The sequence below is a fragment of the Candidatus Babeliales bacterium genome, from assembly GCA_036260945.1.
In the GTDB taxonomy this organism is placed as follows: domain Bacteria; phylum Babelota; class Babeliae; order Babelales; family JACPOV01; genus JACPOV01.
The window spans coordinates 462,620-475,778 of the sequence record DATALT010000002.1 but is presented as its reverse complement, the minus strand read 5'-3'; the positions used below and the strand labels follow the sequence as shown (position 1 = coordinate 475,778).

The 13,159-nt window shown below is 39.7% G+C and carries 15 protein-coding genes; 12 read left to right on the top strand and 3 right to left on the bottom strand.

What is annotated here, in order from left to right; all coding sequences use genetic code 11:
* Positions 1 to 56 precede the first annotated feature (56 nt).
* Positions 57 to 995, top strand: a complete 939-nt coding sequence (locus VHO47_03020; GenBank protein ID HEX2978066.1) for a DMT family transporter — start codon at positions 57 to 59, stop codon at positions 993 to 995.
* On the opposite strand, the gene VHO47_03015 is transcribed toward VHO47_03020, so the two are convergent.
* On the bottom strand, positions 996 to 1,784 hold the full coding sequence (locus tag VHO47_03015) for a hypothetical protein (GenBank protein ID HEX2978065.1): 789 nt from the start codon (positions 1,782 to 1,784) through the stop codon (positions 996 to 998). It abuts the gene before it with no gap.
* A 113-nt stretch (positions 1,785 to 1,897) separates the two neighbouring features.
* Between VHO47_03015 and VHO47_03010 the strand changes: the two genes are divergently transcribed.
* From VHO47_03010 to VHO47_02960, 11 genes are all read left to right on the top strand, one after another.
* A complete protein-coding gene (locus VHO47_03010; GenBank protein HEX2978064.1) occupies positions 1,898 to 2,845 on the top strand; it encodes an ABC transporter ATP-binding protein in 948 nt (315 codons plus the stop codon).
* A gap of 9 nt (positions 2,846 to 2,854) precedes the next feature.
* Entirely contained in the window at positions 2,855 to 3,649 is a 795-nt protein-coding gene (locus VHO47_03005; protein ID HEX2978063.1) for an ABC transporter permease, read from the top strand.
* Between the two features lie 292 nt (positions 3,650 to 3,941).
* Positions 3,942 to 4,703: a ParA family protein gene (locus tag VHO47_03000; protein ID HEX2978062.1), complete on the top strand. Its 762-nt coding sequence runs from the start codon at positions 3,942 to 3,944 to the stop codon at positions 4,701 to 4,703.
* A gap of 13 nt (positions 4,704 to 4,716) precedes the next feature.
* Positions 4,717 to 5,040: a hypothetical protein gene (locus VHO47_02995; protein ID HEX2978061.1), complete on the top strand. Its 324-nt coding sequence runs from the start codon at positions 4,717 to 4,719 to the stop codon at positions 5,038 to 5,040.
* Positions 5,041 to 5,168: 128 nt separating this feature from the next.
* The gene (locus tag VHO47_02990) at positions 5,169 to 5,957 is read left to right on the top strand and encodes a hypothetical protein (GenBank protein HEX2978060.1); all 789 of its coding nucleotides are present in this window, start codon (positions 5,169 to 5,171) and stop codon (positions 5,955 to 5,957) included.
* Between the two features lie 25 nt (positions 5,958 to 5,982).
* A complete protein-coding gene (locus tag VHO47_02985; GenBank protein HEX2978059.1) occupies positions 5,983 to 6,564 on the top strand; it encodes a hypothetical protein in 582 nt (193 codons plus the stop codon).
* Between the two features lie 95 nt (positions 6,565 to 6,659).
* Entirely contained in the window at positions 6,660 to 7,274 is a 615-nt protein-coding gene (locus VHO47_02980) for a hypothetical protein (protein ID HEX2978058.1), read from the top strand.
* A 295-nt stretch (positions 7,275 to 7,569) separates the two neighbouring features.
* Positions 7,570 to 8,007, top strand: a complete 438-nt coding sequence (locus tag VHO47_02975) for a hypothetical protein (GenBank protein HEX2978057.1) — start codon at positions 7,570 to 7,572, stop codon at positions 8,005 to 8,007.
* A 68-nt stretch (positions 8,008 to 8,075) separates the two neighbouring features.
* Entirely contained in the window at positions 8,076 to 8,408 is a 333-nt protein-coding gene (locus VHO47_02970; protein ID HEX2978056.1) for a hypothetical protein, read from the top strand.
* Positions 8,409 to 8,446: 38 nt separating this feature from the next.
* Positions 8,447 to 8,830: a hypothetical protein gene (locus VHO47_02965; GenBank protein HEX2978055.1), complete on the top strand. Its 384-nt coding sequence runs from the start codon at positions 8,447 to 8,449 to the stop codon at positions 8,828 to 8,830.
* Positions 8,831 to 8,981: 151 nt separating this feature from the next.
* Positions 8,982 to 9,602 carry a hypothetical protein gene (locus tag VHO47_02960; GenBank protein ID HEX2978054.1) on the top strand — a complete coding sequence of 207 codons (621 nt, stop codon included), beginning with the start codon at positions 8,982 to 8,984 and terminating at the stop codon, positions 9,600 to 9,602.
* A gap of 105 nt (positions 9,603 to 9,707) precedes the next feature.
* Here VHO47_02960 and dnaK read toward each other — a convergent pair whose 3' ends face one another.
* Together dnaK and VHO47_02950 are read right to left on the bottom strand one after the other, a co-directional pair.
* Positions 9,708 to 11,588, bottom strand: coding sequence for a molecular chaperone DnaK (gene dnaK, locus VHO47_02955; GenBank protein ID HEX2978053.1), 1,881 nt, complete (start codon positions 11,586 to 11,588; stop codon positions 9,708 to 9,710).
* An 865-nt stretch (positions 11,589 to 12,453) separates the two neighbouring features.
* The gene (locus tag VHO47_02950) at positions 12,454 to 13,095 is read right to left on the bottom strand and encodes a hypothetical protein (GenBank protein HEX2978052.1); all 642 of its coding nucleotides are present in this window, start codon (positions 13,093 to 13,095) and stop codon (positions 12,454 to 12,456) included.
* Positions 13,096 to 13,159 lie beyond the last annotated feature (64 nt).

Here is a 13,159-nt window from a genome sequence, read left to right as displayed (position 1 = left end):
TGAGAAATTCTATCGAAGGGCGTTTGCCTTATTAAAAATTTTTCAAGGATCTTGCAATGTTTTCAATAATCTTCCTTTATGCATTATGTGCAAGTAGTTTCACGTTATGTAAAGCGGTTCTTATGTATAGTAAGCCAATTTTTTTTGTTGGCGTACGTATGATAGCTGCAGGATTATTGTTAACTGGTGGGTGGGTTTTTTATCATCGAAAAATGCCAACGATTGCGCGTGAAGATCGGTGGAAATTTTCGGCGATTGTCCTTTTTCATATTTATGCAGCCTACGTTTTAGATTTATGGGCGCTGCAAGGTCTCACATCATTTAAATCTTCGTTCTTTTTTAATCTTTCTCCTTTTATTACCGCTTTGCTTTCGTACTATTTGTTTTCAGAACGCCTAACAGTAAAAAAATGGCTCGGATTGACCATCGGTATTCTAGGCTTCTTACCAGAACTTATTCAGCACATACCGCAAGAAGAACTTTTTGGTTCTGTTCTTTTCTTTTCACTTCCTGAAATTGCGATGTTGGGGGCCGTTGTCTCTTCTTGCTATGGATGGACTATCATGCGCGATTTAATGCAAACAAATCGTTACTCGCCTGTTGAAATAAATGGCATCGGAATGCTTGGCGGTGGGGCGCTCGCATTATTAACGTCTCTTATTTTTGAAGGATGGCAACCATTGCCCGTATCAAGCTGGGGCCCATTTATTGCTCTCACGGCAACGATTATTGTTATCGTTAACGGTATTTTTTATAACTGGTACGGATCGCTTTTGAAAATCTATACGGCGACATTTCTTTCATTTGCAGGATTTCTCTGTCCGCTCTTTGCAGCACTTTTTGGTGTTGTCTTCTTGCATGAGCAGTTGACGTGGACGTTCTTCTTTTCCTCGGCAGTCGTCGTAGTCGGATTGTATCTTTTCTATCAAGAAGAGTTGCGAGAAGGTTTTACACGCATGAAACACAGGGATGCTGTGCCTTCAGTAACGCCATAATTATTTATTCTTGAGATACGTAAAATACAAGGCTGCAAATCCGCCAGAAGTTATTGCCACGCCGGTAAAAAATGGCAAGAGTGACCTTTTGGAAAATATTGAATTCGATTTAGTTTCATGTAGTTTCTTAGCATCTTTATTGCGTAATCGTTGCGATAGTAAATCTTTACGAGCCATTTCTAACTGCTCTTGTAACTTACTGATATGTTTATTTTGTTCAGAAAATAAATCTAAAATTGGCTGTTTATTATATTCTATATGGCCATGCTGAGGAAATTTAATGCTCTGCATAACTTTTCCCATAGCTCTAATAAATGAAGAGGTTTCATCTTCTTTAGTAAATGACATACACGAAAGGGCTTTTCCGAATTCATTAATCTCGGTTTGTTTTTTTTCCAAAGAAGTACTATCTGCTCTCAAATCCGCTGCTTGCACATCAAGCTCTGCATTTTCTTCTTTGAGCTTTTGTTTTTCTAACTCCGCAGCTTTTGTCGCAGCGCTACTAGCGGTAGTTTTGGGTATAGGCGTAGCTAGTACGACGGTATGTTGATGCACAATTGCTCCAACGGGATCGTTGGAAGAATAGCAATTTTTTCTTTTGTCTAAGTCGGCATTTAAAGCTTCATACTCTTCTTGGTTTGATGCAACAATTAATGTCTTAGGATTTGGCATTTGAGATTTCTGATGAAAATCCAACGGATGCACGCGATCTTGATCTTGATGGATAGCTGCTTTGCAAAGCGAGCTCAAAAGAATAACGACGAGTAAAGCTGCTAGATTTTTTTGCATACTAATTTTCATATTTGTGTGGTTTATACTATACTTTTATAGAGTAGCGGAACAATTTTGTTTTTCAATCAGCACTAATCATTTATTTTAATTGTCATTGTAGATAGGTTTTTATGCATTGTGTATTGCAGGTTCGGCAATTAACAAAAATTTTTCATTCTTCTTCATGGTTTAAAAAAGGTCATCCTTTTGTCGCGGTAGATCAAATATCGTTCTCTATTGAAAAAGGTGAAATCCTCGGCCTTTTGGGGCCAAACGGCGCTGGAAAATCTACTACTATGCAAATGCTTCTCGGTACGCTTACGCCGACCGGGGGCAGTATTAGTTATTTTGGGCAGAATTTTGCTACGCATCAAGCGACCGTGATGGAAAAAATAGGATATGCGACAGGATACGCAAAGCTGCCATCAAAGTTTACCGTATGGGAAAATTTGCGCATTATCGGCAAGCTTTACGGTTTATCTGCCGAGCAAGCGCGCTTTAAAAGTGAAGAGCTACTAAGCGCATTTAACGTTTCTCATTTGCTTGATCGATATACAGGTGGTTTATCTGCAGGGCAGATGACGCGCGTTATGCTCACCAAAGCTTTTTTATCAAGCCCTGAGCTTGTTCTCCTTGATGAACCTACCGCATCGCTTGATCCCGATGTAGTTGAAAGTGTTCGGTACTTCTTGCTTGATCAGCAAAAAAAATCTAATGTTTCAATCCTTTTAGCTTCTCACGATATGAACGAAGTTGCGCATGTTTGTGATCGCGTATTAGTTCTTAAGCAAGGAACGATTATTGCCCACGATACACCAGATAAATTAGCGGCTACCGTTTCAAAATCGCGTGTAAAAATAACGATCGTGCGTAATCTTCCATTATTAATTGATGAGCTTGAAAAGCAGGGTGTCCAATTTGTTGTTCACGATCATGATCTGGATATTACCATCGATGAGCAGGCAATTAGTGGGCTCTTTTCAACATGCTCCCGATTGGGCGTTTCTTATTCGCACATTGCGATAGAAAAACCGACGCTTGAAGATTATTTTTTAACGATCGCACGAAAAAATATATAAGGAAAAACTATGCTTATTAGATGGCATTGCATAGCTGGCGTTATTGAGCGGCACGTGCTTTTGCAGTTTAGAGATTTATATCGCATTATTGATAATTTTTATTGGCCGATGTTTGACGTCATCCTTTGGGGATTTATGAGTTTGTGGGTAACCGAACGGGACGGCAATAAATCTCCAGAAATCATGTTGGCTATTCTGGGCGGTGTTTTTCTTTGGAATATGCTTTATCGCTCAAGTTTAGAAGTTTCGGTAAATCTGACCGAGGAACTTTGGAGCAGAAATTTAATTAATCTTTTTTCAACCCCGCTTACTATTTCTGAATGGCTTTGCAGTCTTTTAGTAATGGGGGTAATTCGTGTGCTGTTGACCGTTGCAGTGCTTTCTGCGGCGATTTTTTTTATTTTTAACGTTAATGTGTTCAGTATCGGATTGCCGATGCTCTGGTGCATTTTACTGCAAATGATTTCTGGTTGGTCGATCGGCATTATTTGCGCGGCGCTTATTATTTATTGGGGCCACACGGTTCAATCGCTGCCGTGGCCCATGGGTTGGTTCTTTGCGCCGTTTTGTGGTGCGTTTGCTCCTATTGAAGTGATGCCTGCATGGATTCAAAAAATAAGTGCATTTATCCCGATGACCTATACGTTTATAGCAATGCGTGGAGCGATCGCGGGTGAGCCTGTTGAGATTTTTCTCTTAAAAGGTTTGCTGCTGAATCTCTTTTATTTAATGTGCGCGCTTTTTCTCTTTTTCTATTTGTTTAAATTAAGCAAGGTGTATGGGCTCGAGCGACTCGAAGATTGATTTTTAAAATTCGCTATAGTTCGATACATTTTTCTCACAAATTGCGAAAATCACTCACCGCGAGCGGATTAGTTTCGCCGCTCACGCTGAGCGATTTGGAGCGTAGCGAGAAATTGTATCGAAGGGCGCGATAGTATTTTTTTTGTTCGTCCTCCAATGCTGCAACGGCAGCAAGGTAAACCTTGTAATCTTTTTTTTACTCATGTTATTATGCGAGCGAAATTGTGAGCAGTTAATTTGGGGCCCCCCTAGTCAACGGCAATCCATGAGGCAATAAAAAAAGGAGCAAATAATGCGTTCGATAGCGATTATTAATCAAAAGGGCGGTAGCGGCAAAACAACCACGACAGTAAATTTGGCAGCTGCACTTGCAGAAAAAAAAAGAAAAGTGCTCGTAATCGATCTTGATCCGCAAGCATCCACCACGCAGTGGTTCGGTTTTTCTAGCACCGAAAAAGGCATTTATAGTGCATTTGTTGAAAATGTTTCTCTTGCCTCAATCGTTGCAGCAACGGCATACAAAAATATATCGTTGGTTCCATCTTCTACATGGCTTATTGGCGTCGAGAAATTATTGGCGCATGAAGTTGGCTCTGAGACGCTGTTAAAGCATCATATTGAGCAAATGGGCAGCACAACATTCGATTATATTCTTATTGATTGTCCCCCAACGCTAGGTGTTTTAACGGTGAATGCGTTATCTGCAGTTCATGAAGTTATCGTACCGGTGGAAACTCGCTTTATGGCGCTTTCTGGGCTTGTGCAATTATTGCAAACGATTGAAGTAATTAAACAACGTCTTAATCCTGAACTTGCTATTGCGGGAATTGTTCCGTGCCGCGTTGATGCTCGCACAAAGCATGCAAAAGAAGTTATCGATGAGTTGAAAAATAATTTTAAAGATATGCTTTTCAAAACTGCTATTCGAGAAAATATTAAACTTTCGGAAGCTTCTTCATTTAGCGAGCCGATTTTTTCTTATGATGATGCAAGCCACGGCGCAGCCGATTATCGCGCATTTGCAAAAGAAGTAATGAAACAAGAAGTGATATAAAAAGGAGATTTTCATGGTTAAAAAGAAAAGAACATTAGGCAGTAATCCGCTTGAGGCCTATTTAGCAGCTACAACAACTCGTTCGGCACAAAAAAAAGTTGAATCGGTGCACGAGCAAGAAACAGAATCGGTAAAAAAGCAACGCATTACGATCCATTTACCAATCGATTTAATAGATAAAATTAAAAATGTGGTTTTCTGGGAACCTGGGTTAACGCTTACGGCGCTTGCGCAAGAAGCATTTGAGCAAGCAGTCGTAAAATTGGAAAAAAAACGAGGCGACCAATACCCGGAACGCAAGGAGCGCAGCCTAAAAGGCGGAAGGCCGCTGGTATAAAATAGCAAAAAGAACTTTTAGCATAAAAAGGCGCAAGAAATTGCGCCTTTTTTTAGTGAGCTATCGTGGACAATTCTTAGGCAATAGCTAGAATGGGAGGGGAAATCTGATTTTTTTAGGGGTATTGCATGAAAAAAATATTAATTTTTGCGCTTGCACTGCTTGTTGCGCAGGCCAAATCTATGGAAACAACGTCATTTACTTCTGCGCACGTTTTTGGTGGGAGTTTAGGAGTTGGATTAGTGGGGCTCGGCGTTCATTGCTATGATCGATTGAATCATGCCAACGCGATTAAGGAATATAATGAAAAAGTCGCGCCTATTCAAAAAAAGAATGAGAAATTTGGTGACAAGATCAGATATCAAAATCATCACGGACATATCCAAGTATCTAAAGGTAATGAAAAACAGTTGCGAGAGATATGTAAGAACTACGATATGGCTAAGCCGAGCAGAGCTTATGTAGGTCCGCGCGTGGGTATTCAAGGCTCAGTTGGTTGGAGTGCGCAGGTTATGGCCGAGGATCGAAAGATAATGTACTTGCCAAAAGAACCGATCATCGAAGATGGGTTTCAAGTGAATAAAATGATGAAAGCGGTAGTAATGGAAAAAGAATCTAATGAATGGGAAGCAACCTTTCAAGAAAGTTTTTTGAATGAACTCGAATCACAACTTTCATCTGATTCTAAAGATAAAATAGAAAAAGATTCCCCGGGTTGGAAAAAGATGTACCCTTATTGTGTATCCTTGCAAGAGGTTTATTGCCCTCTTGATAATACAGCTATCTATTTTAAGGAACAAGAACTTCCTGAAATGCCGCAATATGCGCCTCTTTTAAAACATCCGAAAAAATTTTTTTCTGCATGGTTTGCTATAACGAGTGGAATCGCTCTTTATTGGATAAAATCAAAAAAATAGAATATTAAATTAATTGAGGAGAAACATGAAAAAAACAGCCTTCATTTTGTTAATGGCTTCATCTTTAGCGCATGCGCAATCACACGATACATTCTTTTCGACCATTTCTTCATGGTTAGTAAATCACAAACTTGGGATTGCGGGAATTGGATTGATTGGTGGAGGACTTTTTGCCAAACGAATTATTCATGGAATTGAAAATAAAAGATTGGATCGCTACAGGCAGAATACTGTCGTAGATACTCAAAAAATGAATGCATCTGAAATTTCTACTTTAATCAATAAAAAAGTCCAACACGGTTTTTCAGAAAGTTCGCAGATAGGGGAAAATTATGACAATTCAACTCTTAATGTTACTTTTAGAAAAAATACAACACTCGGAAAAGAGTTAGAAGATAAAATTACATTAACCGTTTCAAAAGACAAGCATCTTATTCATTTTAAGAATCGGGAAGAGATCAGCATAAGCTCGTCTGCTGATGAAATTTTTGTGAAAAGTTATGAGAGAGAGCTTAAAAATGTAGGGTACGCAAACTGGGTGCAAAATGCATTTATTGGAATTGGGGCACTAGCGGTATTCAAAAGCTTCGCTTTAAGTAATCGTTAATAAGGGACAGGTTAGGTGCTCGGTAGGCAATTACTGTTGGCATCACTCTTTATTGGATAACATTTAAAAATAAAAATGCATTTGATGAGGAAAAAATGAAAAAAATAGCGTTTCTTTTGTTAATAGTTTCGTTTTTAGGTCACGCGCAATCGCACGATACCATTCTTTCATCCGCATGTTCCTCGATGGCAAACCACAAGCTGGGGATTGCGGGACTTTCGTTTATTGGCGGTGGGTTAGTTGTTCATCGATTGATTAATCATTATGAGCACAGACGACTGAAGCACTATAATGAGACCCATCCTGTGCGGTCATTAATAAAAAATAGCGATGAGGCTCAAGATTTAATTAATGAAAAATTAAAGAGGGGTTATGAGATAATTTATTCTGGTGTAAATTGGAATGATAAATCAGTTCAATCATTTAGAAAAATAAATTTGTTGGGTAAATGTTGGGATGATAAAATCCAATTTACCGTACTAAAGACTCAAAGTATACAGGTAGAGAAGGTGATGAATGCGAACGATAACTATCCAAGAATGGGAGTTTCCGTGAAGGAAGGCGATAGTGTTTTAGATAATCCGAACATTCAAGTGACGACCCATGAGCGCAAGCTAAAAAGTATTGGTTATGCAAATTGGATACGGAATGTATCAATTGGTATAGGAATTCTTACTATTTTCGGAGAGATTTATACAGCGCACCGATGATTTTCGATATTTTGAGTAAGCAAGGGGCGCCCATACGGGCGCTGCTTTTTTTTACAATCATCAACTATTGAATATTATTTTTGAGAGCCACTATTCTCAAGTTAATAAGAATAAATTAATTCTCTAGAAGAGTGTACGCATTGATGTTAGAAAATTAATCGTTCTCATCGTAATTTTTACTCTATTAAACTGTATGGGGAAAAGGGGGCTGGGGATATTAAGCAATTTGATACAGCGGAGCATGAACGCAGAAAGAAACGTGCGATACTTTAATTTTTTATAGACAGGTATTACGATGTCTTCTCCCTTATCGTTAACCATGCAATTGATCATAGTGCTTTTGTTCTATTTTTTTATTCGAGCGGCGATTTCTTTTCATCAAACTAGTCTTCAAAATAAAGTGTTAGCCAACAAAACGGAATTTACCGTCGACGAATATCAGGATTTATTAATTGATATGTTTGGACGCATTCAAAAAAGCAAAGAATCTTTTGGAGACATAGAGAATATTGAAGGCACCGTCGACGATGATCGCGCTGTTTTCATATGGATCGAAGATCGAAACTGGCACACGCAAAGGTGGCTTATTTCACGCGATCTTTCACGAAAGCTGATAATAGTTGAGCGAACGTCTGAAATTGAACCCCGCTGGACGCGACAAGATTTAGTTACATTAACTCTCGTTGCCATAGCTTTATGTATGCTGAATGCATTGATATCGCTTCATCAGTAAAACTTGTATAAAAAGCTTTTTTCAAATAATCTTATTTCGGAAAAAGCCTTTTATTTAAGAGATATTTTATGCGACCACACCTTTTTTTATTATTTCTCAATTTGATTATTTTTAACTTTTGTTGCGCTCAAGAAGAGAGTAAGGTTGGGACGTACAGCGTGATTGCGTACCTTCATTCGGCAATGAAGATGGGTGCTGGAAGAGTTGTTTTTGAGAGGGCCAATGGGGAGAAAGTACTCAAATGTCTGAGAGAATTTGATGAAATAGATAACGATATCACTAGTATTGTAGTAGAAATTCCTGGAAAGAAGAAAATCAAGACTTTCACGTTTGTGCGTGATGGCAATGATTGGCTGAGAATAAGCGTTGATAGAGAAACTAAAAGATGCACAATTCTTTAGTCTCAGATAATAGTGTAACTTTTTTTGAGGAGTTTTTTATGCTGAAAAATATCGTTTGGGTGGCTCTATTATTAGTTTTCTTTAATTGCGATGCCGGCAAGGTGGTTGTGGATGGGGGAGATAGTTTGGTTTTGTCCATACTAGCACGCTCTAATGATACAAATGATTTTATTGTTACTTTTCAGAATCAAAAAAAAGAATCGATTGATGCCGAAATCCCAAAAAATCAAATAGATATGAGCATAGCACCATTTAATCAAGTTTCATTGATCATGATTAGAAAAAAAGCAGTAAAAGAAAATGAAGCGGCAGTTACCTATCTTTACAAAAAAAAACAGGGCAAATGGATTGTGGAGCAATTTGATCAATTTAATGAATTGCCTGAACGTACCACGAAGAAAAAGAAATGCGTGATTCTCTAGGTGATTAATAGAAAAGCGCTTTCTGCGCTGCGTTTTATTGCGATAAGTAACGCTTTCTTGAGATTATAATAGAAAAACGCTCAACGTGGGCGTTCTTTTATTGCGGGGAACTATGGGAAGTCTGGGGAAGGGATTCCTTATAACAGTTTCGATGATAATGCCATTTTTTCTTTTGGCCCAATCACCAATTCCTTGTCAATTCAAAATAGTGACAGGATGTGCAATTGCATTTCTCAGCCAGAAGGCTATTCATCATTTTTCCAAGAGAGAGCACGAATTTAAATTGATTAACGCCCAGTACAGCGAGCATTTGAAAGTATGTAAGAAATTTAATGAAGACTTTCCAGGGACCATAAATATTTCTTTTGATCGATTAAAAGCAGCTCATGATAGGTGGGACCGCGAGGTGCTTAAAAGTCAGCAGTATTTTTCCTATGGGGATAAAAAGTACACAAATGATGGGATTGTTTGGCGGTGGCAATTTCCGCCGCACATAAACAATAGGGTTGAATGGCGATGCTTAATGAGCGATCCACATAATGTTGATGAAACGTTTCCTATTCACGAATCGTTTCCAAGCCAGTTTGTACCGGTAATACAAAAAAATGAAAGCGGGGAACGATTCATGGATCTAACCATTCGTAAATCGTGCGCAAAAGATCCATCTATTAAATCAGTGCTTCCTTATCTATGGATCAGTAGAGCTTTTTTTTTAATCGGTACGAGTTTGGCGCTTAAGGGTGCGCACGAATTTGTTTTTAGAAAACGCTAAGCGTTTTTTAGATTTCCGAGAACGAAATATTCTTGACTGAATAGTAAAAAAAATAAAGGGCGCTTTTTAGGGCGCCCTTTTTATTATAGCAAATGAGCTTTTGGGTTATTGAGCATCGGTATCAATTGGCCCTTGCTCAGAACCGGACTGTTTATCGGTGCCAGCTTCTGGTTGTGATGGGCCGGTTTGTTTATACAATTGCTCAGCAACTTTGTACCAAGTTTGAGAAAGCTCATCGGTCGCTTGTTGCAATGCTTGCTCATCGGTTGATTTTTCTTTGAGCACGACGCGCGCTTTTTCAAGCTCTTTCTCAACGTTTTCTACGTCGCCTGCTTGGATTTTTTCTTTATTCTCTTTGAGCGAACGCTCGATTTCAAGAATCAATCCATCAAGGCGATTTTTCTTTTCAATTGTTTCGCGCGCTTTACGATCTTCAGCTTCGTGCGCTTTTGCTTCGTTGAGCATGCGATCAACTTCTTCTTTTGAAAGACCGCTCGATGAAGTGATCGTTATTTTTTGCTCTTTATTGGTTGCTTTATCTTTTGCAGAAACGCTTACAATACCGTTGGCATCGATATCGAAGGTCACTTCAATTTGCGGCATGCCGCGGGGAGCCGGTGCAACGCCTTCTAATCTGAATTGGCCAAGCATTTTATTATCTTTAGCAAATTCACGCTCACCTTGAAACACACGAATATCAACAGCTGTTTGATTATCTTCAGCTGTTGAAAATACTTGTGATTTACGGGTTGGAATGGTTGTATTTCGTTCGATCAACTTTGCTACAACGCCGCCGAGTGTTTCAATCCCAAGTGAAAGGGGAGTGACATCTAAAAGAAGTACATCGGTAACTTCGCCAGCCAAAATACCGCCTTGAATTGCAGCGCCGACTGCGACCACTTCATCAGGGTCAACTGACTTATTTGGTTCTTTTTCAAAGAATTTGCGCACCAATTCTTGTACTTTAGGAATACGGGTTGAACCACCAACCAAAATAACTTCATCAAGTTTATCGTTGCCTATTTGCGCATCGGCCATTGCACGTTTGCATGGGATCAACAAGCGATCGAAAAGATCTTGGCAGATCGATTCGAATTTTGCGCGTGAAATCTTAATGTTCAAATGTTTTGGGCCGGAAGCATCTGCAGTAATATAGGGCAGGTTGATATCGGTTTCAGGAATTGAAGACAATTCTTTTTTAGCTTTTTCGGCAGCTTCTTTTAAGCGCTGCAATGCCATTTTATCGCTACGAAGATCGATGCCTTGTTCTTTTTTGAACTCATCAACGAGATAATCGATAATGCGTTGATCAAGATCATCTCCGCCCAAATGCGTATCGCCGTTGGTTGAACGTACTTCAATAACGCCATCGTTAATTTCGAGCACCGAAATATCAAATGTTCCACCACCAAAGTCGAATACTGCTATGGTGCCACTTTTTTTCTTATCCATACCATACGCAAGGGCAGCAGCGGTTGGTTCGTTGATGATACGTTTTACTTCAAGGCCTGCAATCTTTCCCGCATCTTTAGTTGCTTGGCGCTGAGAATCGTTAAAATATGCGGGAACAGTGATAACCGCTTCGGTTACTGTTTGGCCCAAATATTCTTCAGCTGTCTGCTTAATTAAGCTCAAAACTGCAGCGGCAATTTCTTGAGGAGAATACTCTTTGCCTTGCGCTAAAATGCCAACATCGCCATTGGCTCTTTTTACGAGCGTATACGGCATGTTTTTAGCTTCATTTTGAACTTCGTCAAAACGATGGCCAATAAAGCGTTTGGCCGAATAAATAGTATTTTCAGGATTGGTAATTGCCTGGCGTTTTGCTAGGGTGCCCACAAGGCGCTTGCCATCTTTGGTGAACGCGACGACAGAAGGGATAATATTACCACCATCCTTGCTTGGAATTACTTTTGGCTTGCCGCCTTCCATGAAAGCTACGACAGAGTTGGTTGTTCCTAAATCGATTCCTATAATTTTTCCCATACATTTCCCTTGTTTTTGCCCCCAATGTTCATTGAGGTATTATTTCCATAGTAATAACTACTTTTCACGTATATTTTATAAACCATAGTTTAAATAATGTCAAATAATTACTCATAAAATGTGAGTGTATTACGCTAAGATTTCTTTCATTTAGATAGGGTGGCGGAATGGCTTTTTGGCCTGTCTGCGCTTACTTTTGATCACAGTGCACTTTTTCTGTTTGCGCGCGATTTAAGCAGGATTTTTGAGATGCGGCCGGCACATTGGCGCATGCTCTATTATGGCATAGCGATTTTTTATCGAAAGGGACGCAAGTAATTGACTTATTGTCGCATAATTTATGATAGGCCCGAGCCAGGGAGGGCCGGGTGTAAAAAGGTTCCTTTTTAATGAAGCTGCGGCCGCGCGGGGAGCACTCCGTCTTCGTCCAGGCAGCCTTCACAGCTTCGATGTGTTACAAGGGGCTGCTGGCCTAGACTCCGTTCAAATAGCGCAGCTAAGAAAGAAGTTAAATGAAAAAATGAAAAGGATATAACTCTCTATACTTTATAAGGAACAATTCATTACACCTTATTAAGGAAGCTATCCTTATTCATCCCCGCACGAGTAAACACTCGGGCGTACAAGAACGTACGCGCACGAAAAAAGCCCCATTACTACTCTCCCCTGAATTTTCACGCGAAAGCACGTCTCTTAATTAGCTAAAGTCTCTTAACCAATCGGACGCTTCAATTATTATTTTTGGTTTTTGAAACATCGAGATCAAATAACAAGAACAGAAATTCCTGAAAGGGGAAGGAGGGCGCGGCGCGCACTCTGCTCTCGTCTTTTTACGAATAAAGATCGTACTTAATCTGCACTCGTCTCAAAACCATCTCTTGCTTCGCTCTAAATCACGCAAGCGTGCCGATCTATAATTCAAATAGTTACCCGTTGCAAACTCAATTTCCCATGCTTGAAACATCATTTTTTCTATCTGTGCAGCTGAGAAAGTGTAGCCCACCATCTTTGCTTGAGTTACAGCATTTGATAATGCACAATTTATAGCGGTCATAATGGCGAGTGCCCGTTGCTCTTCATCTGGCGTTAATTGATCGGTCATAACTCGATTCTTGAGTCCAATAAGTTTATCAATGATTGTTGAATGGGTTATTAGAGATGAGTCTGCTCTGATAAGATCTCCTACTTTCTGCGCATCAATCGTATCGATAGCATTGATGAGTTCTATTGGTTCGGTCTTGATGATTCCATATTGAAAATAAGAATCAAATCTCCCGCGAAGCGCCGAGTTCGTGGCGATTTGTGCGATCAATGCTGCGATAGGTGCTGATAGAATGGTAGCTCTACCTAAACTTAAGAATCTGCGCGGTACCTGCGTGCTCATGGGCCGGATTAGAGTGCTGCTAAAAGGGCGAGCTTTAGTTATTAGTTGCAGCGGCTTGTACCGCATCGCTAAAAATAAGGTTGATGCGACCATAATTATCATAATAAAAGCATGCTTGCGCATAGCGACCTCCCCCAATTAACACTATTCCCTTTTTTGATTCTACTCTGATGCGCTATGGGGGTTC

Excerpts from the sequence above, each read along its gene's own strand:
- VHO47_03020 (HEX2978066.1), top strand. The coding sequence starts at position 57 with ATGTTTTCAATAATCTTCCTTTATGCATTATGTGCAAGTAGTTTCACG.
- VHO47_02960 (HEX2978054.1), top strand. The coding sequence starts at position 8,982 with ATGATAATGCCATTTTTTCTTTTGGCCCAATCACCAATTCCTTGTCAA.
- VHO47_02965 (HEX2978055.1), top strand. The coding sequence starts at position 8,447 with ATGCTGAAAAATATCGTTTGGGTGGCTCTATTATTAGTTTTCTTTAAT.
- VHO47_03005 (HEX2978063.1), top strand. The coding sequence starts at position 2,855 with ATGCTTATTAGATGGCATTGCATAGCTGGCGTTATTGAGCGGCACGTG.
- VHO47_02975 (HEX2978057.1), top strand. The coding sequence starts at position 7,570 with ATGTCTTCTCCCTTATCGTTAACCATGCAATTGATCATAGTGCTTTTG.
- VHO47_02995 (HEX2978061.1), top strand. The coding sequence starts at position 4,717 with ATGGTTAAAAAGAAAAGAACATTAGGCAGTAATCCGCTTGAGGCCTAT.
- VHO47_03010 (HEX2978064.1), top strand. The coding sequence starts at position 1,898 with ATGCATTGTGTATTGCAGGTTCGGCAATTAACAAAAATTTTTCATTCT.
- VHO47_03015 (HEX2978065.1), bottom strand. The coding sequence starts at position 1,784 with ATGCAAAAAAATCTAGCAGCTTTACTCGTCGTTATTCTTTTGAGCTCG.
- dnaK (HEX2978053.1), bottom strand. The coding sequence starts at position 11,588 with ATGGGAAAAATTATAGGAATCGATTTAGGAACAACCAACTCTGTCGTA.
- VHO47_02970 (HEX2978056.1), top strand. The coding sequence starts at position 8,076 with ATGCGACCACACCTTTTTTTATTATTTCTCAATTTGATTATTTTTAAC.
- VHO47_03000 (HEX2978062.1), top strand. The coding sequence starts at position 3,942 with ATGCGTTCGATAGCGATTATTAATCAAAAGGGCGGTAGCGGCAAAACA.
- VHO47_02985 (HEX2978059.1), top strand. The coding sequence starts at position 5,983 with ATGAAAAAAACAGCCTTCATTTTGTTAATGGCTTCATCTTTAGCGCAT.
- VHO47_02980 (HEX2978058.1), top strand. The coding sequence starts at position 6,660 with ATGAAAAAAATAGCGTTTCTTTTGTTAATAGTTTCGTTTTTAGGTCAC.
- VHO47_02950 (HEX2978052.1), bottom strand. The coding sequence starts at position 13,095 with ATGCGCAAGCATGCTTTTATTATGATAATTATGGTCGCATCAACCTTA.
- VHO47_02990 (HEX2978060.1), top strand. The coding sequence starts at position 5,169 with ATGAAAAAAATATTAATTTTTGCGCTTGCACTGCTTGTTGCGCAGGCC.